At 61.8% G+C, this 26245-nt stretch carries 26 protein-coding genes; 16 read left to right on the forward strand and 10 right to left on the reverse strand.

Annotated elements, in window-relative coordinates:
• Positions 1-104: 104 nt before the first annotated feature.
• From glyA to KHO23_RS01930, 7 genes are all read left to right on the forward strand, one after another.
• The gene (glyA, locus tag KHO23_RS01900; protein ID WP_211609129.1) at positions 105-1352 is read left to right on the forward strand and encodes a serine hydroxymethyltransferase; all 1248 of its coding nucleotides are present in this window, start codon (positions 105-107) and stop codon (positions 1350-1352) included.
• A gap of 6 nt (positions 1353-1358) precedes the next feature.
• Positions 1359-1841, forward strand: a complete 483-nt coding sequence (nrdR, locus tag KHO23_RS01905; protein ID WP_027799387.1) for a transcriptional regulator NrdR — start codon at positions 1359-1361, stop codon at positions 1839-1841.
• A 199-nt stretch (positions 1842-2040) separates the two neighbouring features.
• Positions 2041-2607 carry a GspH/FimT family pseudopilin gene (locus KHO23_RS01910; RefSeq protein WP_407946025.1) on the forward strand — a complete coding sequence of 189 codons (567 nt, stop codon included), beginning with the start codon at positions 2041-2043 and terminating at the stop codon, positions 2605-2607.
• Between the two features lie 107 nt (positions 2608-2714).
• Positions 2715-3086 carry a hypothetical protein gene (locus KHO23_RS01915; protein WP_211609134.1) on the forward strand — a complete coding sequence of 124 codons (372 nt, stop codon included), beginning with the start codon at positions 2715-2717 and terminating at the stop codon, positions 3084-3086.
• Positions 3083-3892: a PilW family protein gene (locus KHO23_RS01920; protein WP_211609142.1), complete on the forward strand. Its 810-nt coding sequence runs from the start codon at positions 3083-3085 to the stop codon at positions 3890-3892. The genes KHO23_RS01915 and KHO23_RS01920 overlap by 4 nt, the downstream gene beginning before the upstream one ends.
• A gap of 128 nt (positions 3893-4020) precedes the next feature.
• Entirely contained in the window at positions 4021-4467 is a 447-nt protein-coding gene (locus tag KHO23_RS01925; RefSeq protein ID WP_211609148.1) for a pilus assembly PilX family protein, read from the forward strand.
• A gap of 10 nt (positions 4468-4477) precedes the next feature.
• Positions 4478-4909 carry a type IV pilin protein gene (locus tag KHO23_RS01930; protein ID WP_211609152.1) on the forward strand — a complete coding sequence of 144 codons (432 nt, stop codon included), beginning with the start codon at positions 4478-4480 and terminating at the stop codon, positions 4907-4909.
• Between the two features lie 76 nt (positions 4910-4985).
• Here KHO23_RS01930 and KHO23_RS01935 read toward each other — a convergent pair whose 3' ends face one another.
• From KHO23_RS01935 to KHO23_RS01945, 3 genes are all read right to left on the reverse strand, one after another.
• On the reverse strand, positions 4986-5465 hold the full coding sequence (locus tag KHO23_RS01935; protein ID WP_211609153.1) for a DUF3318 domain-containing protein: 480 nt from the start codon (positions 5463-5465) through the stop codon (positions 4986-4988).
• 129 nt (positions 5466-5594) lie between these two features.
• A complete protein-coding gene (locus KHO23_RS01940; RefSeq protein WP_211609155.1) occupies positions 5595-5981 on the reverse strand; it encodes a phage holin family protein in 387 nt (128 codons plus the stop codon).
• 139 nt (positions 5982-6120) lie between these two features.
• A complete protein-coding gene (locus KHO23_RS01945; protein ID WP_028198798.1) occupies positions 6121-6423 on the reverse strand; it encodes a DUF883 family protein in 303 nt (100 codons plus the stop codon).
• Positions 6424-6780: 357 nt separating this feature from the next.
• Between KHO23_RS01945 and KHO23_RS01950 the strand changes: the two genes are divergently transcribed.
• Positions 6781-7419 (forward strand): peroxiredoxin, encoded by a 639-nt coding sequence (locus tag KHO23_RS01950; RefSeq protein WP_211609160.1) that lies wholly within the window; start codon positions 6781-6783, stop codon positions 7417-7419.
• A 155-nt stretch (positions 7420-7574) separates the two neighbouring features.
• Here the strand turns inward: KHO23_RS01950 and KHO23_RS01955 are convergent, their stop codons facing one another.
• Positions 7575-8765 carry an acyl-CoA dehydrogenase gene (locus tag KHO23_RS01955; protein WP_211609163.1) on the reverse strand — a complete coding sequence of 397 codons (1191 nt, stop codon included), beginning with the start codon at positions 8763-8765 and terminating at the stop codon, positions 7575-7577.
• A gap of 104 nt (positions 8766-8869) precedes the next feature.
• Between KHO23_RS01955 and KHO23_RS01960 the strand changes: the two genes are divergently transcribed.
• Positions 8870-9655 carry an IclR family transcriptional regulator gene (locus KHO23_RS01960; protein WP_211609164.1) on the forward strand — a complete coding sequence of 262 codons (786 nt, stop codon included), beginning with the start codon at positions 8870-8872 and terminating at the stop codon, positions 9653-9655.
• 51 nt (positions 9656-9706) lie between these two features.
• Here the strand turns inward: KHO23_RS01960 and KHO23_RS01965 are convergent, their stop codons facing one another.
• On the reverse strand, positions 9707-10540 hold the full coding sequence (locus KHO23_RS01965; RefSeq protein ID WP_211609820.1) for an EAL domain-containing protein: 834 nt from the start codon (positions 10538-10540) through the stop codon (positions 9707-9709).
• Positions 10541-10812: 272 nt separating this feature from the next.
• On the opposite strand from KHO23_RS01965, the gene hmgA reads away from it, so the two are divergent.
• The gene (gene hmgA, locus KHO23_RS01970; protein ID WP_211609167.1) at positions 10813-12159 is read left to right on the forward strand and encodes a homogentisate 1,2-dioxygenase; all 1347 of its coding nucleotides are present in this window, start codon (positions 10813-10815) and stop codon (positions 12157-12159) included.
• A complete protein-coding gene (fahA, locus tag KHO23_RS01975; RefSeq protein ID WP_211609172.1) occupies positions 12156-13484 on the forward strand; it encodes a fumarylacetoacetase in 1329 nt (442 codons plus the stop codon). Before hmgA ends, fahA begins: the two co-directional genes overlap by 4 nt.
• A 310-nt stretch (positions 13485-13794) precedes the next feature.
• Here fahA and KHO23_RS01980 read toward each other — a convergent pair whose 3' ends face one another.
• From KHO23_RS01980 to KHO23_RS01990, 3 genes are all read right to left on the reverse strand, one after another.
• The gene (locus tag KHO23_RS01980; protein ID WP_211609178.1) at positions 13795-14958 is read right to left on the reverse strand and encodes an MFS transporter; all 1164 of its coding nucleotides are present in this window, start codon (positions 14956-14958) and stop codon (positions 13795-13797) included.
• A gap of 53 nt (positions 14959-15011) precedes the next feature.
• Positions 15012-16178, reverse strand: coding sequence for an MFS transporter (locus KHO23_RS01985; RefSeq protein WP_211609184.1), 1167 nt, complete (start codon positions 16176-16178; stop codon positions 15012-15014).
• Positions 16179-16413: 235 nt separating this feature from the next.
• Positions 16414-17238: a crotonase/enoyl-CoA hydratase family protein gene (locus KHO23_RS01990; protein WP_211609188.1), complete on the reverse strand. Its 825-nt coding sequence runs from the start codon at positions 17236-17238 to the stop codon at positions 16414-16416.
• Positions 17239-17340: 102 nt separating this feature from the next.
• On the opposite strand from KHO23_RS01990, the gene KHO23_RS01995 reads away from it, so the two are divergent.
• Positions 17341-17961, forward strand: coding sequence for a plasmid fertility inhibition factor family protein (locus KHO23_RS01995; RefSeq protein WP_211609193.1), 621 nt, complete (start codon positions 17341-17343; stop codon positions 17959-17961).
• Here the strand turns inward: KHO23_RS01995 and KHO23_RS02000 are convergent.
• A complete protein-coding gene (locus KHO23_RS02000) occupies positions 17958-18956 on the reverse strand; it encodes a 2-hydroxyacid dehydrogenase (RefSeq protein WP_211609196.1) in 999 nt (332 codons plus the stop codon). The two genes, KHO23_RS01995 and KHO23_RS02000, sit on opposite strands and share 4 nt — an antisense overlap.
• A gap of 205 nt (positions 18957-19161) precedes the next feature.
• Positions 19162-19335, reverse strand: coding sequence for a hypothetical protein (locus KHO23_RS02005; RefSeq protein WP_211609199.1), 174 nt, complete (start codon positions 19333-19335; stop codon positions 19162-19164).
• Positions 19336-19480: 145 nt separating this feature from the next.
• On the opposite strand from KHO23_RS02005, the gene aspT (KHO23_RS02010) reads away from it, so the two are divergent.
• The 4 genes from aspT (KHO23_RS02010) to KHO23_RS02025 all read left to right on the forward strand — a co-directional run bounded on the left by aspT (KHO23_RS02010) (position 19481) and on the right by KHO23_RS02025 (position 26086).
• Positions 19481-21166: an aspartate-alanine antiporter gene (gene aspT / locus KHO23_RS02010; protein ID WP_211609201.1), complete on the forward strand. Its 1686-nt coding sequence runs from the start codon at positions 19481-19483 to the stop codon at positions 21164-21166.
• Positions 21167-21284: 118 nt separating this feature from the next.
• A complete protein-coding gene (aspT, locus tag KHO23_RS02015) occupies positions 21285-22967 on the forward strand; it encodes an aspartate-alanine antiporter (RefSeq protein WP_211609203.1) in 1683 nt (560 codons plus the stop codon).
• 103 nt (positions 22968-23070) lie between these two features.
• On the forward strand, positions 23071-24732 hold the full coding sequence (locus KHO23_RS02020; RefSeq protein ID WP_211609206.1) for a bifunctional aspartate transaminase/aspartate 4-decarboxylase: 1662 nt from the start codon (positions 23071-23073) through the stop codon (positions 24730-24732).
• A 124-nt stretch (positions 24733-24856) separates the two neighbouring features.
• A complete protein-coding gene (locus tag KHO23_RS02025; protein ID WP_211609208.1) occupies positions 24857-26086 on the forward strand; it encodes a pyridoxal-phosphate-dependent aminotransferase family protein in 1230 nt (409 codons plus the stop codon).
• Positions 26087-26245: the final 159 nt, after the last annotated feature.

Consider the following 26245-nt stretch of genomic DNA (forward strand, 5'->3'; position numbering starts at 1 on the left):
ATCCGCCACGTCAGGGCTGGCCCAGCCGCCAGCAGCGCTGCGTACCCTCTACGCAAGATTCGGCGCACGATCCGGTCAACCTGAACCCACTCAACGGAATCCGTATGTTTGACAGAGCCCAAAGCACCATCGCCAACGTCGATCCTGAACTCTGGAAGGTCATCGAGCAGGAAAACCGCCGTCAGGAAGAACACATCGAACTGATCGCCTCGGAAAACTACACGAGCCCGGCTGTCATGGCTGCGCAAGGCTCGCAACTCACGAACAAGTACGCTGAAGGGTATCCGGGCAAGCGCTATTACGGCGGCTGCGAGTACGTCGACGTCGCCGAGCAGCTGGCGATCGACCGTGTCAAGCAACTGTTCGGCGCCGAAGCCGCCAACGTGCAGCCGAACTCCGGCTCGCAGGCGAACCAGGGCGTGTTCTTCGCCATGCTCAAGCCGGGCGACACGATCATGGGCATGAGCCTCGCGCACGGTGGCCACCTCACGCACGGTTCGCCGGTCAACATGTCGGGCAAGTGGTTCAACGTGGTGAGCTACGGCCTGAACGAAGCCGAAGACATCGACTACGACGCTGCTGAGAAGCTGGCTCAGGAACATAAGCCGAAGCTGATCGTGGCGGGCGCGTCGGCGTTCTCGCTGCGCATCGATTTCGAACGGATGTCGAAGATCGCCAAGTCGGTCGGCGCGTATTTCATGGTCGACATGGCGCACTATGCCGGCCTGATCGCCGCGGGTGTCTACCCGAACCCGGTGCCGCACGCCGATTTCGTCACCACCACCACGCACAAGAGCCTGCGCGGCCCGCGCGGCGGCGTGATCCTGATGAAAGCCGAGTTCGAAAAGCAGATCAACTCGGCAATTTTCCCGGGCATTCAAGGTGGTCCGCTGATGCACGTGATCGCCGGCAAGGCTGTCGCATTCAAGGAAGCCCTGTCGCCGGAGTTCAAGACGTATCAGCAGCAAGTCGTCGAGAACGCGCGCGTGCTGGCTGAAACGCTGGTCAAGCGTGGTCTGCGCATCGTCTCGGGCCGCACCGAAAGCCACGTGATGCTGGTCGACCTGCGCGCGAAGAAGATCACCGGCAAGGCAGCGGAAGCTGCGCTCGGCGCGGCGCACATCACGGTCAACAAGAACGCGATTCCGAATGACCCGGAAAAGCCGTTCGTCACGAGCGGTGTGCGCCTCGGCTCGCCGGCCATGACCACGCGCGGTTTTGGCGTCAAGGAAGCGGAGCAGGTGGGTAACCTGATCGCCGACGTGCTGGACAACCCGGAAGACGCTGCCACGATCGAACGTGTGCGTGCGCAAGTCGCCGAGCTGACCCAGCGCTTCCCGGTTTACCGCTAAGCCGCCATGCACTGCCCCTTCTGCCGTCACGCCGATACGCAAGTTGTGGATTCCCGCGTATCCGAAGACGGCGCGACAATTCGCCGGCGCCGCCGCTGCCCGGCCTGCGACAAACGTTTCACGACGTATGAGCGGGTCGAGCTGGCGTTGCCGTCGGTCGTCAAGAAGGACGGCAGCCGCACGGAATTCGATCGCCGCAAGATCGTTGCGAGCATGCAACTGGCGCTGCGCAAGCGCCCGGTGGCGGCGGACGCGATCGACGCGGCAGTCGCCCGCATTGAGTATCAACTGCTCGGCAGCGGCGAGCGCGAGGTGCGCAGCGAGCGCCTTGGCGAACTCGTGATGAACGAGTTGCGTGCGCTGGATACCATTGCTTATGTTCGTTTCGCCTCCGTCTACCGGCGCTTCGAAGACGTCTCCGAATTCGAGGACGTGATCGAAGAATTTCGCCGTGCCTCTTCTCCTCCCAAGCCGTCCCGCAAGCGCTGATTGTTGCCACGCCTGAAGCCGTGCTCCAGGTTCTGTTTGCCGTTGCGTAGGGTCGAGCATCCGCATCTCCGCTTCCGTTATGGTTCGTCACGCGTGCATTCTTGCGCGGGATAGCGTCTGAGTGCCACCTGGCCATTCGGCCGATTGTTGACCCGTTCGCGAATCGCTAGATTGGCTGCATTCTTTGAAACGATCAGGGATGCAGATGAAATGGGATGCAGTCTGTTTGAGGCCGCGCCGCGGCTTTACGCTTGTCGAAACGCTGGCTGTTGTCGCACTGCTGGCGATCGTCGCGGTGATGGCGACACCGTCGTTCGTCGCATGGCACCTGCGGGACCAGGTCGACGCACGCGCGAAAGCGCTTGCCTCAACGCTCGCCTATGCGCGCAGCGAAGCATTGCGCCGAGGTGCTCGCGTCACAGTGTGTCGAATAGACGCGGCGCGGCACTGTCTTGCCGTTGGGCAAGCCTGTGGCAACGGCGTCACTGACTGGTCGTGCGGTTGGGCCGTATTGGCCGAACGAGGTGGCACGCTCTCGTTACTGCGCGCGCATCCTTTGCTTGCAGCGGTCAGCATCACCGGGACGCAGACCAATCTAACTTTCACGCCGCCGGCGGGTCAGTTGATTGGCACCTTTCGCAGCTTTGATATCGCGCCGCGCGTGCCGTCGAAAGCGACACAGGGTGACAAGTGGCGGCGTTGCATCCGCGTCGCGGCGGGCGGCCGCGCGCGGATTGTCGAGGGTGCGTGTGGAGCGGCGTCATGAGCCGATATCCGTCGAACCCATGGGGGCGCAGTTGCACGGCAACGCGCCCAGCAAAGCCCTCAACAAAGCGCTCAGCAAGCCATACAGGCAGTTCACTGATCGAAGTGATGCTGGCCGTTGCCCTGATGGCAGTGACAGCGCTTGGGTTGATCGCCGGTCAATTGTGGACTGCGCGCGAAGCCCGTGCTATGGCGATGCGCGAGCACGCGGCATGGATTGCCGATTCCGTTGCCGAAGCGATGCGCGAGCCATCGGCGGGCGATTCTTCGATCAGACAATGGAGCGCGCGTGCCGCGCTCCTGTTGCCGCATGGCGAAGCGTCGGTAGGGGAAAGCGGCGGTGTGTCTATCGCACGCGTCACGTGGACGGCGCTGCGTGACATGCCGCGCACCGACGATGTCATCGACAAGCCCGAGTCGTGCGGGGGTGCTGAGGTACCCACAAGCGCCTCATGCGTCGCGCTGGCGTTCGCGAAATGACACGGCGTATAAATATTGCGCGGGGCCATACGCTCGTCGAATTTGTGATCGCAATTGCGCTTGGGCTAGTGGTGACCGCCGGTGTGGCTTCGCTCTATACAACGCAGCGTAACGTGTTCGAGCGCGCGGGCGATGCGATGCGGATCCGCGAAGCCGGTCTGACCGCGCTTACGTTAATGGGCCAGCAACTTCAAATGGCCGGCTTCGTCCCTGCGGACGCCGTGAAGTTCATTAGTCCGCCACCCTTATTCGGCTGTTCGGGAGGACGCCCGGCCGGTGCGGACGACAGCGTTGTCTGCGAGGCGTTGCCGAGCCGCTCGGACGGCATTGTGGTCCGTTATGTCGGGGACAATGTTTCGACGTGGCCGTCAACGACGGGCCAATCGACCGACTGCCTCGGCCAGGCTGTAACGGGCAACAATGCGGCACTCAATGGGCAGGGTGCGTTGGTGGTCAACCGATACTTCGCCAGGGTCAGCGGTTCGACGGGCGAGCCGGAACTTTACTGCGAAGGCAATGGCAAGGCGGGGTCCGCGCAGCCGCTGGTCGAAGGCGTCGAGCGCGTGCGACTCAAGTACTGGCTGGCCGGCGGGCTGGGCGCAATCGACGCGTCGGGGATGACGGCCGCTCAATGGGCAAAGATCGTCGCCGTCGATCTCTGCGTGCTCGTCCGCGGCGCGCCGCAAGGGCGGCGTGTGCGGTATGTCGATTGCGACGGTGTGAGCGCTCTGGGTGCCGACATGCGGGCGCGGCAGGCTTTCTGGCGGCGGGTGGCGATACGCAATCACGCGGAGGACGCCCTGTGACCGGAAGACTTTGTAACCCAACGCACCACGCGTCGCCGAAGCGTTTGGCAGGACTTATCCGTACCGGCCGTAGATCGCGCGTTCGCAATCGCGGTGCCGTCCTGCCGATCGTCCTGCTGATTTCCGCGATGATGTTGACCACCTCTGCGGCCTGGTTCGAAACATCGCTTGCAGCGGCACGCAGCGCCAACAATGTGCGCGACTATTTGCAGGCATTTCACGCTGCGGATTCGGTGCTGACCTTGTGCGCACGGAACGTGGCCGCTGCGGCAGCTTTCGAGCCGCCGCCGGTGGCGCCGTTCTCATCCGGCGAGCCGACACAATGGAAGCACGAAGCCGCTTTTGAAGCCGGCGCCGTCGCACCTGTCGCGCAATGGCCCGGATCGCTGCGCGCGCCTCAATGCTTGATTGAAGCCTGGCGTCTCGGCACACGCGCCGATGCCAGAGCCTATTTACTGACTGCGCGTGGCTTTGGCCGGACCAAAGAGTCGCAGGTGTGGTTGCAGATGGAGCTCGTGATCGCAGGCGAACAGATCGAGCGTCATTGGCGCCGCGTCGCCGCACGCCCATTTTGACGGGAGGTTCATGACGAGGCCGCGCACATCCGCATTTACGCTGCTTGAATTAATGATCGTGCTGGCGATAGCCGCGACGCTGGTCGCGTTTGCCGTGCCTTCTTATCGGAGCCATGTCGCGCGAACACACAGGGTCGACGCAGCGTCTGCCCTGTATCGGGCAGCGCAATTCGTCGAGGGAGCCCTCAGTGATGGCGCCGGTGCATTACCGCCGGGTCTGGATCAGGCGCCGCAATTCGGCACGCCAATCTACCGGTTGCAAGTGCTCCCCTCGGACGAGGCAAACGGTGGCTATTCGGTAGAGGCAACACCGATCAGCATCGGCCCGATGCGCGACGATGCATGCGGCATCTTTACGCTGGATGCGACAGGGTTGAGGGGCAACAGAAGCGGCGCAAACGGCACTGCGCCGCCAAGCAGCGAGTGCTGGAATACAAGCTAGGGCGCGCTACTGGGAACGAGCCGGCTTTGGGATCAAAATGCAATGGCAAACAAATAGACCGTTTTTGCGCTGCGTTTCAATACCCGCTGTCAACAGCCCCTTTCTTGCCGTTGGCCGACTTGGCGGAGTCATTCTTCATCTGCTTCCAGATCCGATACGCTTCCCAGCCGGCAAGCGCAAGACCGCCCCATTTGAGCGCGGGTTTTGCACTCGCTGCAAGCGTCGCGCGCAGCGGTTTGGCCAACAGAAGCGAAGCGATCGAGCTGACGAGTGGATACTGTTTGAGAAGCGCACCGATGCTTCCTGCGTTGAGGAAGCCCGCCTTCGATCCGCTACCCATGCGCATGCCGCCGAAGCCCGGCAGAATGAATTTGAGCCAGCTGAAGTGCGTGACTGCCTGCCGAAATTCGATGGTTGCCTGGCCGAGTTCCATGCGCTCGACATCCGCGCGCACCAGCAGCAATTCCTTGCGCAGCGCCCGCAGATGCGGTGCGCTCAGATCTTTGGCCTGGTAGCGTTTGTTGCGGAAAGCGGTATCGGCGTGGGATTGGCTCATGGCGTGTCGGCGGCAGTGGAAGTTGGGGCGGTAAAACAGTGCTGCAAATCGTTCGAGGTGGGTGCGAAGTATCTGCAAAAAGGCGCAGGGCGTTTGAGGGACGTCCATGAGCCCATTACGCCTGCCGTATCACGGTTTGCGGAACAGCTCGCGGTCTTTTTCGAACTCAGCAAGGGTGGCTTCGAACACCGCTGGGGCATTGCGCAAACTGCTGCGCGCTTTCAGTGCACAGGCTATTCCCGCAATGGCATAAACCGTCGTGATTCCGGCAAGCGCCTGCCATCGGTAGGTGTCCCAGAACGCGATGGCGACCAGCGCCGTCAATGCGATCAAGGCCATCGTCGCGAACATCATGGCGGCGAGACCGAGGAACAGCACACCGATCAGACGATCTTTTTCTTCGGCGAGTTCGATGCCGACCAGTTCAAGCCGCGTTTGCATAATGGCAAACACGGATCCGATGATACGGCGCAACGGACTATGTTCGCCGTGCTTCGATTGAGTTTCGATCGTCATGGCTTCGGGCGTTGCGCGTGAAGAGCTAACCGGCGCGTGAAAACGAGCGCGCCAAGAGAAGCGGACCGGCCAGACGTGCACCGGTCAACTTGATTCGCTGGTGTGCCGGACGCGATTCGCGCCGGCCGCAGGACCAGTGTTATTTGCGGTTGATCAACAGCCCCAGCAGTACGCCGGCGCCCGCGGCGATGCCGATGGATGCCCACGGATGCTCATGCACGTAGTCGTCGGTGGCGCGTGCGGCCTTCTTGCCTTTCTCGACCACCACGACCTGTACGTCAGCCGCCTTTTCCTTAGCCTGCTTCAGGCGCGTCAGCGCCGTTTCACGCAGTTCCGAAGCGCGCTCGCCGGTGGCGCTCGCGGCCTGTTTCAGCAAATCTTCAGCGTCCGCGAGGACGGTTTTGATATCCGACATCAATCTCTCCTTGTTGACTTCCGACATTGACAGCTCCCTTCGTCTCACGCCACGCGTGAATCGTAACCAAAGAAACGGCTGCTGGCGAGCGCGGCGCTCAGTTCTTGAAAACGAACGCACGAACCGTTCCCGGTTGAAGCAAAGCCTTAAAAATTCCACCTTTGCGGCACCATGCAGCAAAGTTTGCCAAATATGGAGTTGATCTGTCCCGCAAAGTTTCCACTAAATCGGTGAAAATTACAAAAACGCAAAAGGTAGTGACGCGATGTTCGTTGGTTGTGTACCGTCGCTCCCGTATGCTGTACGTTTGCCAGGCACGCTTTAGCGTGGCATCGCGGGCGAAAGCTCGCGCAAAATGTCCGAATTCAATCAAGGAGCTGCTTCATGAGTTTACGTCTTGGCGATATCGCACCGGATTTCGAACAGGAGTCGAGTGTTGGCCGCATCAAGTTCCACGAATGGCTGGGCGATAGTTGGGGTGTGCTGTTCTCGCACCCTGCCGATTTCACGCCGGTCTGCACGACCGAGCTGGGTTTGACGGCGAAGCTGGCCGGCGAATTCGAGAAACGCAATGTGAAGACGATCGCGCTGTCGGTTGACAACGCCGAGTCGCACAAGGAATGGATCAAGGACATCAACGAGACACAAGCCGCCAATGTCGGCTTCCCGATTCTCGCCGACGGCGATCGCAAGGTCTCCGAGCTCTACGACATGATCCACCCGAATGCCAATGAGACCCTCACGGTCCGGTCGCTGTTCGTGATCGATCCGAAGAAGAAGGTGCGTTTGATCATTACCTACCCGGCCAGCACCGGGCGCAACTTCGATGAAGTGCTGCGCGTGATCGACTCGCTGCAACTTACCGACCACCACTCGGTCGCAACGCCCGGCAACTGGAAGCAGGGCGATGACGTGGTGATCGTGCCGTCGTTGAAAGACGAAGAAGTCATCAGGCAGAAATTCCCGAAGGGCTACAAGGCGCTGCGCCCGTACTTGCGCATGACGCCGCAGCCGAACAAGTAAGCGGATGATGCATCACGAAGCGCGCCGTTAGCTTCAACGCGGCGGCGCAACGAAAAGAGGCCGGTTCAAAAAAGAACCGGCCTCTTTGCTTTCTGCGTTTCGATTTTCTATTTCAGCGGCGAGGACGAAGCGTCGCCATCAACCCAATCGGCGGGTCAGAAAAACGCCTGAATTCCCGTTTGCGCTCGCCCGAGGATCAGCGCGTGAATGTCGTGCGTACCTTCATACGTGTTCACGACTTCCAGATTGACCAGATGCCGCGCAATGCCGAACTCGTCCGAGATGCCGTTGCCGCCGAGCATGTCACGCGCGAGCCGTGCAATGTCCAGCGCCTTGCCGCACGAATTGCGCTTCATGATCGATGTAATTTCGACGGCGGCCGTGCCTTCGTCTTTCATGCGGCCGAGACGCAACACGCCTTGCAAGCCAAGCGTAATTTCGGTTTGCATGTCGGCGAGCTTTTTCTGGATCAACTGGTTCGCGGCGAGCGGCCGGCCGAACTGCTTGCGATCCAGCACGTATTGACGCGCCGTGTGCCAGCATGCTTCAGCCGCGCCGAGCGCGCCCCAGGCGATCCCGTAGCGCGCCGAGTTCAGGCACGTGAAGGGGCCGCGCAAGCCGCTGACTTCGGGGAAGCGGTTCTCTTCCGGCACGAACACCTCGTCGAGCACGATCTCGCCGGTGATCGAAGCGCGCAAGCCCACCTTGCTATGGATGGTCGGCGCCGACAGTCCCTTCCATCCCTTCTCGAGAATAAAGCCGCGGATCGCGTCCTTGCCGTCCTCCTCGAGCTTCGCCCACACGACGAACACGTCGGCGATCGGCGAATTGGTGATCCACATCTTCGAGCCCGACAGCGAATAGCCGCCGTCGACTTTCTTGGCTCGCGTGATCATGCTGCCCGGATCGGAGCCGTGGTTCGGCTCGGTCAGGCCGAAGCAGCCGATCCATTCGCCCGTGACGAGCTTCGGCAGGTACTTCTGCTTTTGCGCTTCCGAGCCGAATTCGTAGATCGGCACCATCACGAGCGACGACTGCACCGACATCATGGACCGGTAGCCGGAATCGACGCGTTCCACTTCCCGCGCGATCAAACCGTACGCCACGTAGTTCAGACCGGGGCCGCCGTATTGCTCAGGAATCGTCGGGCCGAGCAGGCCGAGTTCGCCCATCTCACGGAAGATCTCGATGTCGGTCTTCTCGTGGCGGAACGCTTCGAGCACGCGCGGTTGCAGCTTGTCCTGCGCGTAAGCGGCGGCGGCGTCGCGCACCATGCGTTCGTCTTCGGTGAGCTGCTGATCCAGCAGCAGTGGGTCTTCCCAGTGAAACTGCGCGGCCTCTGCCATGACGTATCTCCTGATTCTCTGCTTGGCTAAAACGGGTTTGAGCTTGACTTGAGTTCCGCTATGCGAAACAATGTTTTGCAAACCACGTCTGAGTGTATCATCCCATGATGCCCACATCTACACTTTCCGATCCGCTCGACGAACGCAAATTCGTCGTCGCCCTTGCGCGTGGGCTGGACTTGCTGCGCGCGTTCAAGCCGGGCGAAACGATGCTCGGCAACCGCGATTTCGTCGAACGCACGGGCTTGCCGAAGGCGACCGTCAACCGTTTGGCCTACACGCTGACCGTGCTCGGCTATCTGCGGCTCGACGAAACCCTGGGTAAATATGCGCTCGACGCCGGCGTGCTGTCGCTAGGTTTCGCGCTCCTCTCGGGTACCGACACGCTCGAACTCGCCCGCCCGCACATGCGTACCTTCGCACGGGAAGTGGGCGCGGCGGTGTCGCTCGGATGCCGCGACGGCCTCGACATGATTTATCTGGAGACGATCCGCAGCGAAACCGCGCTGACGCTCGGGCTCGCCTCCGGTTCGAAACTGTCGATGCTCACAAGTTCGATGGGGCGCGCGTACCTGGCAGTACAGCCGTTGGACGTGCGCGCCGCATTGCTGGTCGAGCTTAAGAAAGCCGCCGGCGAAGAGGGCGCTGCGTTGCTGGCAGATGCCGAAAAGGAAATCGAAGCCTTCGCGCAGGAGCGCTGCTGCTATTCGTTCCGCGCGTGGCACGACGACGTGAACGCGGTCGCGGTGCCATTTCGCGAGCCGCGCGAAGGCCGTTGGCTGGTGCTGAGTTGCAGCGGGCCGGCGTCGTCGATGGGAGAGGAGGTGTTTCGGGAAACCGTGGCGCCGCGTCTGAAGGCGCTAGCACGCCGTTTGGGTGACACCGGTTGAAGCACATGCCAACCAGACCAGAGCCTGCCGGCCAAACTCAAGCTAACTTAATCACGTCGCCCGATCGTGATAATGCGCGGTGAACAACGGCCCTTGCACGAAGCGCACGTCGTACTGCTGCAGCGCGAGGAACTGCGGCTCATCTACCACCCGATTGAAGATCAGCGGAATCCGCAGCCGGCTCGCATAGCCGACTAGCGGTTTCACCATGGCATCGCGCAACGCGATCGCCGCGTCCATCTTGATGAAGTCGAGCCGCGCCGTTTCCGACACAGACAGAATCTGCCCTGCGTTCGAAAGATTCCCCGCCACCTTGAAGCCGTAGTGCTGATAACTCTTGGTCAGATAGCCAAGGAATGTCTTATGCGCGACCGCCGCCGCCGGCAACTCGATCACCACGCGCGACGGGTTCAGTCCGAACGACACCAGCACGCTCGAAAAATGTCGTCCGTGGTCGTACTTGACGCTTTTGAGCAGGCGCTCGTGCACGCGCAGAAACAGGAGCCCGTGACGCTGCGCGCCGAAGAAATTGATCGCGTGCAGCGCGCGTGACATGCGGTCGAGCGCGACCAGTTCCTGATCGTCGGCGATACGTTCGAAGCGGTCGAAGACATCAAAGGGCGCGCCGTCGAGGCGTTGCGTCACCGCCTGAAACCCGAGCTCGTCACCGAAACGATCCACGCCTTCGGCACCCGACGACAACGACTGCGCCAACGCGTGCACGCTGATATCGAAGATCGGCTCATAGGCGCTCGCAAGCTCGACGCCGTCGCACTGTGCCAGCGCGATCTCACTATGCACACCGGTTCCCATCACCAGATGTTCGCCGAGAAACGGGTGGTCGGCGGCGCGGGCAATGAGGTTGGGGATGGTCGGCGGAATCATGTAGGCGAATGAATGGCGATAAATGCGCACTCGGCGCTCGGCAAGGCGACGAGTTGCCGCATGCCCTGATGGTAGCAGTCCGCGCCGCGCGCACTTGAACAAAATGCTGATAACGATATCGGGCAAACGCTTGTCACCACGGGCTGACGGGATTTTCGCGGTTCGCTTTCAGGGTATACGTTAATTTCACTATACGTAATTAGTTTTACCATACGTAAATTGTGGCGCGGCTGCGAGGGCGGTTGCGTTTGCGTTTCAATGGAGAAACTTGCATGGATACCCAAACCCGCACGCCGAATACCGCCAGTTCGCGGCTCGAAATCGAGCCGGGCTATCAGTCGGGATTCGCGAACGAATTTGCCACGGAGGCCTTGCCGGGCGCACTGCCCGAAGGCCGCAATTCGCCGCAACGCGCGGCCTATGGCTTGTACGCCGAACAACTGTCGGGCACCGCGTTCACGGCGCCGCGCGGACACAACCGCCGTTCGTGGCTGTACCGAATCCGGCCGGCGGCAGTCCACAAGCCATTCACGCAGTTGCCGTCGGACCGGCTCGTGGCCAACTTCGCCGAGGTGCCGCCGACGCCGCCGAACCAGTTGCGCTGGGACGCGTTGCCGATGCCCACCGAGCCGACGGACTTCATCGACGGCTGGGTGACGATGGCGGGCAACGGTTCAGCCGAAGCGATGAACGGCTGCGCGATCCACCTGTACGCAGCGAATCGCTCGATGAAGGATCGCTTCTTTTACAGCGCCGACGGCGAATTGCTGATCGTGCCGCAGGAAGGCCGCCTGCATATCGCCACCGAAATGGGGCAACTCGACGTCGAGCCGTTCGAAATCGCGGTGATTCCGCGCGGCGTGCGCTTCGCCGTGAATCTGCCGGACGGTACCGCACGCGGCTATATCTGCGAGAACTTCGGCGCGTTGCTGCGTCTGCCGGATCTCGGCCCGATCGGCTCGAACGGCCTCGCCAATCCGCGCGATTTCCTCACGCCGCATGCCGCGTATGAAGACCGCGAAGGCGACTTCGAACTCGTCGCCAAGATGAACGGCAACCTGTGGCGCGCGGATATCGGTCATTCACCACTCGACGTGGTCGCGTGGCACGGCAATTACGCGCCGTACAAATACGATCTGCGCCGCTTCAACACGATCGGGTCGATCAGCTTCGACCATCCGGACCCGTCGATCTTTCTGGTGTTGCAATCGCAAAGCGATACGCCGGGCGTCGACACCATCGACTTCGTGATTTTCCCGCCGCGCTGGCTTGCGGCCGAAGATACATTCCGCCCGCCCTGGTTCCATCGCAATGTCGCGAGCGAATTCATGGGACTCGTGCACGGCGTGTATGACGCAAAAGCCGAGGGCTTTGTGCCGGGTGGCGCGAGTCTGCACAACTGCATGTCGGGTCACGGCCCGGATGCGGACACGTTCGAGAAAGCGTCGCATGGTGATACGTCCACGCCGAAGAAAGTTGGCGACACGATGGCCTTCATGTTCGAAACGCGCATGCTGATCAAGCCGACCCGCTTCGCGCTCGAAACGGCGCAATTGCAGGCGAATTACTACGAGTGCTGGCAAGGTCTCAAGAAACACTTCAACCCGGAGCAACGATGAACGCATTGAGCGATCTTCAGGCGACGCTCGATCCGTCGCGCAAGAGCTGGATCGAGTCGGCCAATGATTCGACCCACGATTTTTCGATCCAGAACCTGCCGTTCGGCATTTTCAGCGACAAGACCAACACTGCGCGCCGCGTGGGCGTAGCGATCGGCGATGAGATCGTCGATCTGAGCGTGCTCAAGTCTGCTGGCTTGCTCAAGCTCCCAGGCGCCTCGGCCGGTCAATTGATCGCGATGAAGGACCGGGCATTCGAGCAGGACACCCTTAACGATTTCATCTCGCTCGGCCGCGATGCATGGCGCAGCGTGCGTATCCAACTGAGCGATCTGTTGAAGCGCGACACGGCGACCTTGCGCGACAACGCCGATTTGCGTTCGACAGCCCTGGTGCGTCAGGCCGATGCGCAACTGCATTTGCCGGTGCAGATTCCGGGCTACACCGATTTCTACTCGTCGAAGGAGCACGCGACGAATGTCGGCTCGATGTTTCGCGATCCGAAGAATGCGCTGTTGCCGAACTGGTCGGAGATGCCGATCGGCTACAACGGGCGTGCATCGTCGGTGGTGGTGAGCGGGACGCCGGTGCGGCGTCCTAACGGCCAGTTGAAACTGCCGGATCAGGAGCGTCCGGTGTTCGGTGCGTGCCGCAAGCTGGATATCGAACTGGAGACGGGTTTTGTGATCGGCAGCGGCAATATACTGGGCGAGCCGATTGCCTGTGCGGATGCCGAAGCGCACATCTTCGGCATGGTTCTGCTGAACGACTGGAGCGCGCGCGATATTCAGCAATGGGAATACGTGCCGCTCGGTCCTTTCAACTCCAAGGGGTTCGCGACGACGATCTCGCCGTGGATCGTGACGCTCGACGCGCTCGAACCGTTCCGTGTCGAGCAGCCGACGCAAGCGCCGCAGCCGCTGGCTTACCTGCGCCACGATGGCAAGCACGCGTTCGACATCTCGCTGGAAGTGACGCTGCGACCGCAAACGGCCAGGCAGGCGACCACGATTTCGCGGACCAACTTCAAGCACATGTACTGGACGATGGCGCAACAGCTTGCGCATCACACGGTATCGGGCTGCAATACGCGGGTGGGCGATCTGATGGGTTCGGGCACGATCAGCGGGCCGACTGCCGACTCATGCGGCAGCCTGCTCGAGTCCACATGGAACGGCAAGAATCCGTTGGAATTGAAGGAGGGCGGCACGCGCGGGTTTATCGAAGACGGCGACGAGCTGACGCTCACCGGCTGGTGCCAGGGCGACGGGTACCGCGTGGGCTTCGGGACGTGTGTGGGGGAGATCTTGCCGGCGCAGAAATAACGCGGAACGAACCCCTTGACCGAGGGGAGGGATGGGCCGTTCCGTCGAGCACGCAGTGCGAGGTGGGATGTAAGACTGCCTTGTCACGCACGCCGAATGTGCGAGAACACGGATTCCAGATGCACCACTACCGCAACTGCGCGGGGGCCCCGCTTAAGAGTTAGCGGTTTGAGCCGCTTTCTTTTGCCTACTTTTCTTTGCGGCAGGCAAAGAAAAGTAGGTGCCGCCCCGCACAGGGGCAACGCTAATAGACCACTAACAACTCAAGGAAAGGCCAAAACCAAAACCAAAAGCAAACCGCTAACAAGACTCACGACCCAACAACCCGCACCGGCGCCCGCCGCCTTTCCCACCAGACGGCAACAAGAAACGCAAGCGCAGCAACCAAAAGCACGCTGACCATCGCATCATCACCGACCCCCTTCATCAACGCGCCGGCCACAAGCGGCCCACCGAAACTGGCCGCGTTCCACGACGCCCCCACCAGCGAACTCGCCGACACCAGCGCGACACCGCGAAACCGCTCCCCGCAGGCGACCAGCGACAGCGTATAGATCGCCCCAGCCGTAGCGCCGAGCACATAGAGCAGTGGCCAGCACAGCCACGGCGACGTAATCGCCCAAGGCAGAAACGGCAGCAGCACCACAACGATCACGCCACAGCCGATATGCACGCGTTCGCGCCCGAGCCGGTCGGCGAGCCAGCCGATCGGGAACTGCATGGTCGTGTCGCCGAGCAGCAGGGCCGACGCGAACAGCACGGCCACCTCGCTCGTAATGCCGTGCGCCATCGCGAAGAGCGGCAGCAGCGACAGCGCGATCGTATCGAACAACGCGAAAAAACCCGTGCCGATCACGAGCGCCGGCATCTGCGGTAGAACATGGCGCCAACTGCCGTGCGCCGCGTGTTCATCCTCCGACGCTTGCGGCGTCTTGCGGATGCTGGCGAGTGCCGGCAAAGCCAGCAGGAAGATCGCACCGCAAATCAGGAAGCGCCAATGCGTGAAGCCGGCGATCTGGCTGACCAGCACCGGGCCCGACATCTGGAACAACGTGAAGTTGGTCGCGTAAATCGCGACGACGCGGCCGCGGGTGTCGTCGTTGGCGAGCTGGTTGACCCATGCTTCGCCGATTGTGAAGAGCAGCGTCAATGCCGCGCCGCAGAGTATGCGTAACAGCGCCCAGAGCCAGAGGTTCGAAGTGAGCTGCATCAGCGCGGTGGCGAGCGCAACCACCAGCACCGCGCCGACGATCACCTGGCGGCCGCCGAAGCGCGCTGCGACCCAACCGGCCACCGGCACGACAATCAGGCCGCCGCCCGCTTGTGTGGCGGTCATCAGGCCGACCACGTCGGTGCCATAGCCAGCTTGCGTGAGCGCGAGGGCGGTGAGCGGAAGCGTTGCGCCGCTGCCGAGTCCGACGACGGCGACACTCAGGATCAGCGCGAGGAAATCGCGTGTGAAGATGACTTTCATCGGCCGAGATGCTACTACGGCCTCGAGTCATTCGCACCTTTGTGCGGATTGGGTTACCCGGCTACCGCCATCCGTTGCGCGCGCCGGTCGATCGACACCGACCACAACGTCAGCGCCAGCGCGCCGATCGAGGTCGCCACGCCGACCCACGGCAGCGTAGTGAGCGGCGCCCCCGCGCCGATCGCCATGCCGCCGAGCCACGCGCCCGTTGCATTGCCGAGGTTGAACGCGCCTTGATTCAAGGTCGACGCCAGATTCGGCGCATGGCTCGCGCGATCGACGATCAGCATTTGCAGCGGCGGCACGATCGCGAAGGCCAGAATGCCCCACACGAAGATCGTGATCATGGCCGGGATTTCAGCGTGCATCGTGCCGGCGAAAATAGTCAGGATCACGACGATCGCCAGCAGAAACGCGACCAGCGAGGGCATCAGCCGCCAGTCCGCGAGCTTGCCGCCGAGCGTGCTGCCCACCGTCAGGCCGAGGCCGAACAGCAACAGCACAAACGTGACCGCGTGCGGCGTGAATCCGCTCACGTCTTCGAGGATCGGCGTGATGTAGGTGAAGGTGGAAAACAGGCTGGCCGACGCGAGCACGCTGATGCCGAGCACCATCAGCACTTGCGGGTTCTTCAACACGCTGAATTCGCGCACGAGGCTCGCCTTCTGCATCTCGATCTTGGCCGGCAGGCATACCGCGAGCGCGGCTGCAGCGAGAATGCCGATGCCGGTGACCGCCCAGAAGGTCGCGCGCCAGCCTACCGCCTGACCGAGCGCCGTGCCGAGCGGCACACCCAGCACGTTGGCGAGCGTCAATCCGGTGAACATCAGCGCAATGGCCTGCGCGCGACGGTTCGGCGCGACCAGACCGGCCGCAACCACCGAACCGATACCGAAGAACGCGCCATGGCAAAACGCCGTGACGATGCGCGCCGCCATCAGCACCGCGTAGCCCGGCGCGATCGCGCACAGCAGATTGCCGACGATAAACACGCCGATCAGGCTCATCAACGCCTTCTTGCGCGGCATGTTGGCCACGGCGATCGCGACGATCGGCGCGCCGATCGTGACGCCGAGCGCATAAGCGGATACCAGCATACCGGCCGCCGGGATCGACACGGACAGATCGCGGGCGACATCGGGCAGCAGCCCCATGATCACGAATTCAGTGGTACCGATTCCAAAGGCGGCAACGGCAAGGGCGAGCAGGGGTAAAGGCATGGTGAGGGAGCGTGAATCGGCGCGACGGGAAGCGTCGTGCGGCAGGCGCGCATTTTTCGGGGCGAGAACGCATGCGCCATGCGAGGGGAAAACAGTAGGGGATTCTACCTAAGTCAAAACAGCCTTGCTGAGCGTCAAGGCGGATGTTGTTTTTTGCTGAAAGCCATCCGGGTGCCTGCTTTGGAGCGCATAGCCGACCTGCCGGCTATGCGTCTCCCAGCGGAATGGCACGGTTTTAAGGCGTGTCGTCATCCGGCTTGAAGGTGTTGCCGTGACGGCCGGCGCCTTCGGCAAAACGTGCGGCACCTGCCACGCCCTCGTCGAATACCGTCTGATAGCCGCCCGCGCCTTCGCGCCGCAGCGCCAGGGCGAGATCCTCGAGCGTGCTGTTTTCCAGCGCGGAGCGGCGGTCCGCCAGCAGCGCCGCCTGCGGAAGGGCCGCCAGTTCAGCAGCCAGTTGTTCCGCCGCCGTGCGTGCCTCGCCCGTGGGCACGACGCGGTTGGCGAGACCGATGCTGAGCGCTTCCTGCGCCTTCACGGCGCGGCCGGTCAGGATCAGGTCGAGCGCCCGCGAGAGTCCGATCAGACGCGGCAAGCGGATCGTGCCACCATCAATCAGCGGGATCCCGACGCGCCGGCAGAACACGCCGAGCACGGCGTCTTCTTCGACGACGCGCAAATCGCACATCGCGGCCAGTTCGAGGCCGCCCGCGACCGCATAGCCGGCAATCGCGGCGATCACCGGCTTGCTGAAGCTCATGCGCGTCGGTCCCATCGGCCCTGGGCCGCTGCCGTCGGCATGCAGTTCATTGCGGCGGCTCTCGTCGGCGAGCGCGGTGAGATCCGCCCCGGCGCAGAAGGTGCCCCCCGCGCCGAACAGCACGGCCGCGCGCCATGCCGGCTCGGCTTCGAAGCGGAGGAAGGCGGCGGTGAGCGCTTGCGCGGTAGGACGGTCGACCGCATTACGCCGCAGGGGGCGTTCGAGCACGATGGTGGCAACGCCGGCATCCTCGTTGGCTTCAATGCGCACGTGTTCATTCAGATGCTGCGGGATTATCATCGTTGTATCCGTAAAGGTTCGTGTCCGGCCGCTCATGCCGGATGCTCATGCAGTGTGTCCATGCGCTGTGCTCATGCACGCTGACTAATACCGTTGGTTGTCATGTTTCTTTCACAATCGGCTCGTAGCGTTAGCGCTCTTTTAACGCGCTGGCGTTTTTTAGCTAGCTCATCGAGCCTGCCTTTGCCCTTGTCAAATACATTGCCCGAAGCCGCACCAGCCTCTGCCGGGACGGTCTGGACTGTGCCCTTGCATGACCATTCATGGTACGACCATGTGCGCCTGAAACGCGTCTTCGTGACTGACGGCACGCGCCATCAAGTCGTCATGGTCGACGCGCGCAAGTTGCTGGAGTGCGCGGATCGCGACAACACCGACTACGTGCTGAAGCCGGTTGCCGAATGGCATTCGGGCAAGGTGCGCGGCATCCGCGAGTTTCTCGATCCGGACAATCCGCGCATTCCGCAGATGCCGTACGTGACGATCTCGACGCGTCGCGCGCCGGGTCTGCTGGGCTGGTTCGGTCTTGAGCGCGAAGGCGTGGTGGCGTTTCGCAACGGGCAGCATCGCGCGCGCTATCTGGCCGATGCCGGTGCGCGCTGGTTTCCGGTGGAAGTCCACGAACGCGAAGCGGCCTTGCTCCGTGAGATATGCGGTGCAGCGGACGATGCCCGTACGGCGATCCGCCCGAGCACGGTGGATGGCGGCGGCAGCAACGCTTAACTTCGCGCCTGCACGACGTTGCGCGGCGTGCCGGAATGCCACGCCGCGACGTTATCGAGCGTGGTCTGCGCGATCTCGTTCATCGCCTCTCGCGTGAAAAATGCCTGGTGCGCGGTGACGATCACGTTCGGGAACATCAGCAGACGGGCCAGCACGTCGTCCTGCAGCGGCAGATTCGAGTGGTCTTCGAAAAAGAGGCCGCCTTCTTCCTCGTACACGTCGAGCCCGAGATGGCCGAGTTGGCCGTCCTTCAACGCACCGATCAGCGCATTGGCTTCGACCAGGCCGCCGCGCCCGGTATTGATCAGCATCGCGCCACGCTTCATTTTCGCGAGTGCGGGCCCGTCGATCAGATGGTACGTGCCGGGCACCAGCGGACAATGCAGGCTGACGACGTCGCTTTCGGCCAGCAGCGTGTCGAGCGGCACGTAACGCGCGCCAAGCGCGAGCAGATCCGCGGCCGGCGTGCCGGGATCGTGGGCAAGCACCTGCATGCCGAAGCCCGCCATGATGCGGCCGAACACGCGGCCGATCATGCCGGTACCGATCACGCCCGCAGTCTTGCCGTGCAGGTCGAAGCCGAGCAGTCCATGCAGGGAGAAATCGCCTTCACGGGTGCGCGCGACCGCGCGCGGCAAGCGCCGGTTCAGCGCGAGAATCAGACCGGCCGCATGTTCGGCGACCGCGTGCGGCGAGTAGGCCGGCACTCGCGCAACCGTCATACCTAGCCGCTCGGCTGTGGCCAGGTCGACGTGATTGAAGCCCGCCGAGCGCAGCGCGATCATGCGCGTGCCGCCGGCATGGAGACGCTCCAGAACCGCGGCGTCGACGTTGTCGTTGACGAATGGGCAGACGACTTCATAGCCCTCTGCGAGGATCGCGGTTTCAACATCGAGATGCGATTCCTGGAAATGCAGTTCATAGCGATGTGTGCCGTTGGCCTCGGCGAATGTGTCGCTGTCGTATTGGCGGCTGCTGAACAGGATCATGCGCATGAATGGCTCCGAAGCGTGCGTGCCGGCGCGGCATGCGGGCAGCTCAGTATATCGGCCCTTTATGGTAATGATCGCGGCTTGCGATGTCTGATCCAAAAACCTATTCGACCTTTACTAAAGATCATCTTTTGCGAAGCGAAAGCGGCCGCAATCGAAAATCATATTGACGGCGGTGCAGAATTACAATATTTTTTAAAAAGCAGTCTCAAAAAAGCACGAAGAAATCGTGCTGAAAACCGGCCATCAGCAGGACATGTCTTTTCAATGCCTTAGACAACTTCGCGAGGAATGCGTGACTGTCGAGCTTGCTGGAAATTTCGCTATTTGTCGCCCCGTTGCTGCACCGCGGCATGTCTTCTTTTGACGCGAAGAGCGTCATGCCATTGCCATAAAGTTTCCATTCAATGGAATCCGGTTATGCCGGATGCTTAATTTCCGAGTCGACTTGACCTGGATCAAATTCTTTTGAATGCCAGAGAGTTTTTTCAGCTTTCTGCTTATAAACCGTCAATCGGCGAGACAACATGATCGGTGAATTGCTGAGATCTCAACCGGAGATCGCGCTGTTCGCAAGCCTTGCAATCGGATATTTCATTGGCTCGTTTCGCGTGGGGCCAATTCAATTGGGCGGCGTCTGCGGCACGTTGATTGTTGCCTTGCTATTAGGGCAGACCGGCGCGCGGCTTGCCCCTGATCTGAAAAACATCGCTTTTGCTCTATTCATCTTCGCGCTGGGTTTCACCGGCGGGCCGCAGTTCTTCGCCAACATCGGCCGGGGCTGGCGCTATGGCTTGCTGTCGGTGGTCGAGATTGTGTCGGTGCTGGCGCTGATCATGATCGCGGTGTTGGTGATGCGGCTCGACGCCGGCACGGCGGCCGGCTTGCTGGCCGGCGCCGCTACCGAGTCGGCCGTGATCGGCACGGCTTCTGAGGCGATTACGAAGCTTGGCTTCAGCGACGCCGAGACGCTGCGTCTGCAGGCCAACATCGTGACCGCGTACAGCGTGAGCTACCTGTTCGGCCTGATCACCATCGTTCTGTTCACCAGCCAGTTCGCGCCGCTGCTGTTGCGCGTCAATCTGCGCGAAGAAGCCGAGCGGGTGTGGCGCAAGCTCGGCGGCGACGGTGCGTTTGGCGAGGGGCAACGGGCCGCGGCGCCGACGCTCGTGGGCCGCGCGTTCCGGGTCGGTGCGGCGGCCGCCGGCGGGACGGTCTATGCACTCGAACAGACTCACGGCTTCTACTTGACCGTCGAACAGGTTCGGCGCAACGGCGTCAAGGTACCGGTCGAACCGCAACTGACGTTGGCGGCCGGCGACCTGATTCTGGTAGGCGGGCGGCGCGAAGCGATCGTGGCCGCGGCGGCCGGCCTCGGCGAAGAAGTGGCGGACGCCGGCTTTGACCAGGTCATTGCGGAGAAGCTGGACGTCGTGCTGACACGCAAAGAGGCGCACGGTCTGACGCTCAAGCAGATGCGCGAACGGGCGAAGCCGGAAGAAGGCCGCGGCGTCTATGTCGCGGCAGTCACGCGGCTTGAAACCACGGTGCCTGCTCTGCCCGGCACCGAACTCAATCGCGGCGACATTTTGACGCTGGTGGGCGCGAAGGCCAACGTCGAACGCGGCGCGCGGCATCTGGGCTACGTGCTCACCGCGACCCAGAAAACCGACTTCGTTTTTCTCGGCCTGGGCGTGCTGGTCGGCATGGCGATCGGCCATCTCGGCGGACGCATTGGTGGCGTCTCGATCGCGCTCGGCACGGGCGGCGGATGCCTGCTCTCGGGGTTGTTGTTCGGCTGGATCCGTTCGCGCTATCCGTTCGTCGGTTCGTTGCCTTCGGCGGCCGCGCAAATTCTCAAGGACTTCGGCCTTGCCACCTTCATTGCCGCAGTCGGGCTCTCGGCGGGACCCGATGCCATCAAGCTCGTGCGCGAGTACGGTCTGGCGTTGCCCGTCGCCGGCATTCTGATGGTGCTCGTGCCCGGATTGCTGTCGCTCTGGATCGGCCGCGTGTTTCTCAAGCTCGAAGCGCCCATGCTGCTCGGCGCCATTGCCGGTCAGCAATGCAGCACGCCGGCGATCAGCGCGCTGGTGGGCGTGACCGGCAATTCGACGCCCGTGATCGGCTACACGATCACTTATGCGCTCTCGAACATTCTGTTGCCGCTGCTGGGGCCGATTGTGGTTGGCCTTGCCGGGAAGTTCGGCTAGGCGGGCAGATGGGTTGCGCGCGGCGTGGCGCGCAGCCAACCCCATGCGGATGCCGTGAGGTCCGGATGGGTATGCAGCACCCAGTACTCAGTATCGCAAACTATCCAGCGAGGGCACGATGGACTGGCTACATCATATTTTTCAAAAATCACCCGAGATCGCGCTGTTTTTGTCGCTTGCAGCCGGCTACTTCATCGGGCAAATCAACTTCGGCAAGTTCCAGTTAGGCGGTGTAGGCGGTTCATTGCTGGCCGCGGTCGTTATCAGCCAGGCCGGCGTGACGATCGACAACGGCGTGAAATCGGTGATGTTCGCCGTATTCATTTACGCGGTCGGTTACGACTCCGGGCCAGGCTTTTTCAATTCACTGAACCGCAAGACGTTGCGTGAGATTGCGATGGCGGTGTTTCTTGCCGTCACGGCGCTGATCACCGTGGTGATTTGCGCAAAGCTGTTCCATCTGAACAAGGGCCTCGCCGCGGGTCTTGCGGGCGGCGCGCTGACGCAGTCGGCGATTATCGGCACGGCCGGCGACGCCATCGCGCGTCTCGGTCTACCCGCCGATCAGGTCAAGTCACTACAATCGGACGTGGCAATCGCGTACGCGGTGACCTATGTGTTCGGTTCGCTCGGCGCGATCATCGTCTGCGTGAACATCCTGCCGAAGTTCATGGGGCAAGGGTTACGGGAGGCGTCGATCGAAGCGGAAAAGGAACTGTCTTCAGGTTCGTCGTCACTCGGCGCGGGGCAGATTCGTGCGTTGCCCGAACTGGTGGGCCGTGCGTACAAGATCGATGTCAGCGCCGGGAAAACGGTCAAGGCAATCGAGACCCAGCATCAGGACATGCTGACGATCGAGCGGATCAAGCGTGACGGCAAGAATCTCGAGCCGACGCCCGATCTGGCCTTGCAACTCAACGACGAAGTGCTGGTGGTGGGTCGCCGGGAGGCGGTGGTCGCATTCGGCGCGAACGGCAACGAGATCGCCGACGTTGAGGACATTGGCGTCGTGATGCAGACGCGCGACGGCGTGTTCACCCGCAAAGGCATGAACCACACCACGATCGCCGCCGCGCGCGAAATCGTGGATCGCGACATGCGCCACGGCGTCTACATCCAGAGCGCCAAGCGTGCGGGGCAGCCGCTGCCGATCCTTCCCGAAACCAAGCTCGAACACGGCGACGTGATTACCTTCTACGGCTCGCCGAAAGACACCAAGCGCGCCGTCGATGCAGCGGGCTATGAGCTGCCAAATAGCAACAAGACTGACTTCATCTATATGGGCGTCGGCATCGTGCTGGGTCTGCTGATTGGGCTGATCGTCGTCAACGTGGGCGGCATTCCGCTCACGCTCGGTTCGGGCGGCGGCTGTCTGCTGGCCGGCCTGCTGTTCGGCTGGATGCGCGGCAAGCATCCGATGTACGGCGCGATGCCGTCTGCGGCTTCGCAGTTGCTGAAGGACTTCGGCCTCGCGGCGTTCGTCGCGGTGGTGGGGTTGAATTCGGGCTTGCAGGCCGTGGTGACCGTCAAGCAGAGCGGCCTGACGATTTTCCTGCTCGGCGTGGTCGTCACTGTCCTGCCGCTGGTGCTGACGATGCTGTTCGGCCGCTACGTGCTGCGCTACAACAACGCGGCTATCCTGGCCGGCGCGCTGACAGGCTCACGCAGTGCCAACCCGGCATTCGGCGGTGTGCTCGACAAGGCGGAAAGCGCCGTGCCGACCGTGCCGTTCGCGATCACGTATGCGATTGCGAACGTCGCGTTGACTTTGCTCGGACCGCTCGTGGTCGGGCTGGTTTAGCGCTGAATTCGCGCACGCATTTATCGATCTTTCTTACGCCGGCGGCAACTGAACGATCACACGCGGCGCCGGCGTCATTCACTTGTACATTGGAGAATGCATCATGGCAAAAGAGAAAGGCGGCAAGAAAGGCGACATGGCTCAAGCCGGCTTTGCGGCGTTGAGCCCGTTCGAACTCAAGGACGAGTTGATCAAGGCAGCCGGTGGCGGCGCGGTGGAGCGTGCCGCCAATGCGTCGATGCTCAACGCCGGCCGCGGCAATCCGAACTTCCTCGCGACGATTCCGCGCCACGGCTTCTGGCAACTCGGTCTCTTTGCGATGCGCGAATCGGAGCGTTCGTTTGCGTATATGCCCGAGGGAGTTGGCGGTTTCCCGCGCCGCGAAGGGCTCACCGAGCGCTTCGATCTGTTCCTGCGCGAAAACAAGGGCGTGCCGGGCATCGACTTTTTGCGTGGCGCAGTGTCGTATGTGCGCGATCAGCTCGGACTCTCCGCGGGCGATTTTCTGTATGAAATGTGCGAGGGTATTCTCGCGTCGAACTATCCGGTGCCGGATCGGATGCTTAAGTTATCCGAACTGATTGTCGGACAGTATCTGCGTAAGGAGATGATCGGCAGTCACCCGTTTGTCGGCGAGTTCGACGTGTTCGCCGTGGAAGGCGGCACGGCGGCGATGACGTACATCTTCAACACGATGCGCGAGAATCACCTGATCAAGCCGGGTGACACGATTGCGCTCGGCATGCCGATTTTCACGCCGTACATCGAAATTCCGCGCTTGAACGACTATCAGCTGAACGTCGTGAATCTCGACGCCCATGTGGAAGACGGCTGGCAGTATTCGAAGAAGGAACTCGACAAGCTGCGCGATCCCAAGGTGAAGGCGTTCTTCCTCGTGAACCCGAGCAATCCGCCTTCGGTGAAAATCAGCGACGAGAGCCTCGAATATATCGCCGAAATCGTCAAGGAACGGCCCGATCTGATCCTGCTGACAGACGACGTGTACGGCACCTTCGCCGACGATTTCGTCTCGCTGTTCGCGCTCGCGCCGAAGAACACCATTCTCGTGTATTCGTACTCGAAGTATTTCGGTGCGACCGGCTGGCGTCTCGGCACGATCGCGACGCATCGCGACAACGTGCTCGACAGGCTGATCGCCGAACTGCCGAAGGACACGAAAAAGCAGTTGCACGAGCGTTATGAATCGATCACGACCGAACCGGAAAAGCTCAAGTTCATCGATCGGCTGGTTGCCGACAGCCGCACTGTCGCACTGAATCACACGGCCGGTTTGTCGACGCCGCAGCAGGTGCAGATGGTGTTGTTCTCGCTGTTCTCGCTGATGGACACGCCCGACGCGTACAAGAACGCATTGAAGCGCCTGATCCGCAAGCGCAAGCAGGCGCTGTACGAAGAGGTCGGCATTTCGTTCGAGCAGGACGATCCGAATCAGGTCGACTACTACACGATTCTCGACATCGAGTACCTCGGTGAGCGCATGTTCGGGCGTGACTTTGTCGAGTGGCTGTTGAAGAACACCGAGCCGTCCGAATTGCTGTTCCGCCTCGCGCGTGAAGCGCGCGTGGTGTTGTTACCGGGACGCGGTTTCGGTACGCAGCATCCGTCGGGGCGGGTCTCGCTGGCGAATCTGAACGAGTCGGACTATCGGCAGATCGGCCGCGCGATGCGCAAGCTGATGGAGGAATACGTCGAGCGGTACAACGCGGCAACCGGCAAGAAGCTCGATAAGTCCAAGGTGAAGTGAGCGTGCGTTGACAAAAACCTTGCGCAATCGCGCGGATCGGTGAATGATCGGACAAGCGGCCCCGCCAGTGTCATTGCTGGCGGGGCCGCTTGTTCCTTTGCGTTCTGACATTCACGTACCGATCATGCCAACTTCATCCCCGTCTACCGAATCCGTTTCCTGCGCTGTCCCCTGTCCGGTTGTCGAATCGCTCGACGCCATTCTTCCCGAAGAACCGTTGCTGATGATGGGCGCCGGGCCCGTGCCGATTCCCGCGGCGGTGGCCAAGGCCAATACGGTGGTGATCAATCACCTGGGCAGCACGATGGTGAAGGTGATCGGCCAGGTGAAGACCATGGCGCGCTACGTATTCCAGACGAATTCGAAGTGGGTGCTGGGGGTAGCGGGACCGGGGTCCGCCGCGATGGAAATGGCGATCTCCAACCTTGCGTGGGAAGGCACGAAAGTGCTGAGCATCAGGAACGGCTTTTTCAGCGAGCGGATGGCGGAGATGGGGCGGCGTGTCGGCGCGCGGGTTGCCACGCTCGATGTAGAAGACGGCACGGTGGCGAGCCTCGAAAAGGTTGCCGAGGCGATTCGCCGCGAGCGGCCGGAGATCGTCACGGTGGTGCAGGGCGAGACGTCCAACACCGTGTGGAACCATCATTTGAAGGACATTGCAGCGCTCGCGAAGGCAGCCGGTGCGCTGGTCATTGTCGATGCGGTGTGTACGCTGAGCACGATGCCGCTGGAGATGGACGCGTGGGGGATCGACGCGGTGATTACGGGCGGGCAGAAGGGTTTGTCTTCGATCCCGGGTGTCTCGCTGATCGCGTTTTCGGATGAGGCATGGGCGCGGGTGAAAGGCCGGACGGCGCCGAACGCGCATTGGTGTCTTGACGCTTCGCTGGCGGAGAATTTCTGGCATAACGCGGGGTATCACTACACGGCACCGGTGTCGGGTGTGCTGGCGTTGCATGAGGCTTTGCGGCTTGTGTGCGCTGAGACGCTTGAGAAGCGCTTCGCGCGGCATTTGAAGTGCTCGGTGGCGCTTCAGGCTGGGATTACCGCGCTGGGCTTGCAGCTTTATGCTCCGGCGGCTTGCCGGTTGAACTCGGTGGTTGGTATTGTTGTGCCGGAGCGTTTGAGTCCTGCCGATATTTGCGGCCATATTTCTCGGCAGCACCAGGTGGAAATCTCGGGCTCGTTTGGGTTGCCGATCGTGCGGATTGGGCAGATGGGGGAGCAGTGCCGGGAGCACAACCTGTTTCGGACATTGCATGCGCTTGGGCGGACGATGGTGGATCTTGGCGTTAAGGTTGAGTTGCCGGCTGGCGTGGCGGCGCTTGAGGGTGGGTTGTCGGAAGGGAAATGAGGTTTTTTGCCTGCTCGGCGCTTTCTGTCTGTGTGCCTACGGCGTTGGCCTTTCCTTGCTTTGTTAGTGGTCTATTAGCGTTGCCCCTGTGCGGGGCGGCACTTACTTCTCTTTGCCGGCCGCAAAGAGAAGTAAGCAAGAGAAAGCGGCTCAAACCGC

It is taken from the genome of Paraburkholderia haematera (assembly GCF_905220975.1).
GTDB lineage: Bacteria > Pseudomonadota > Gammaproteobacteria > Burkholderiales > Burkholderiaceae > Paraburkholderia > Paraburkholderia haematera.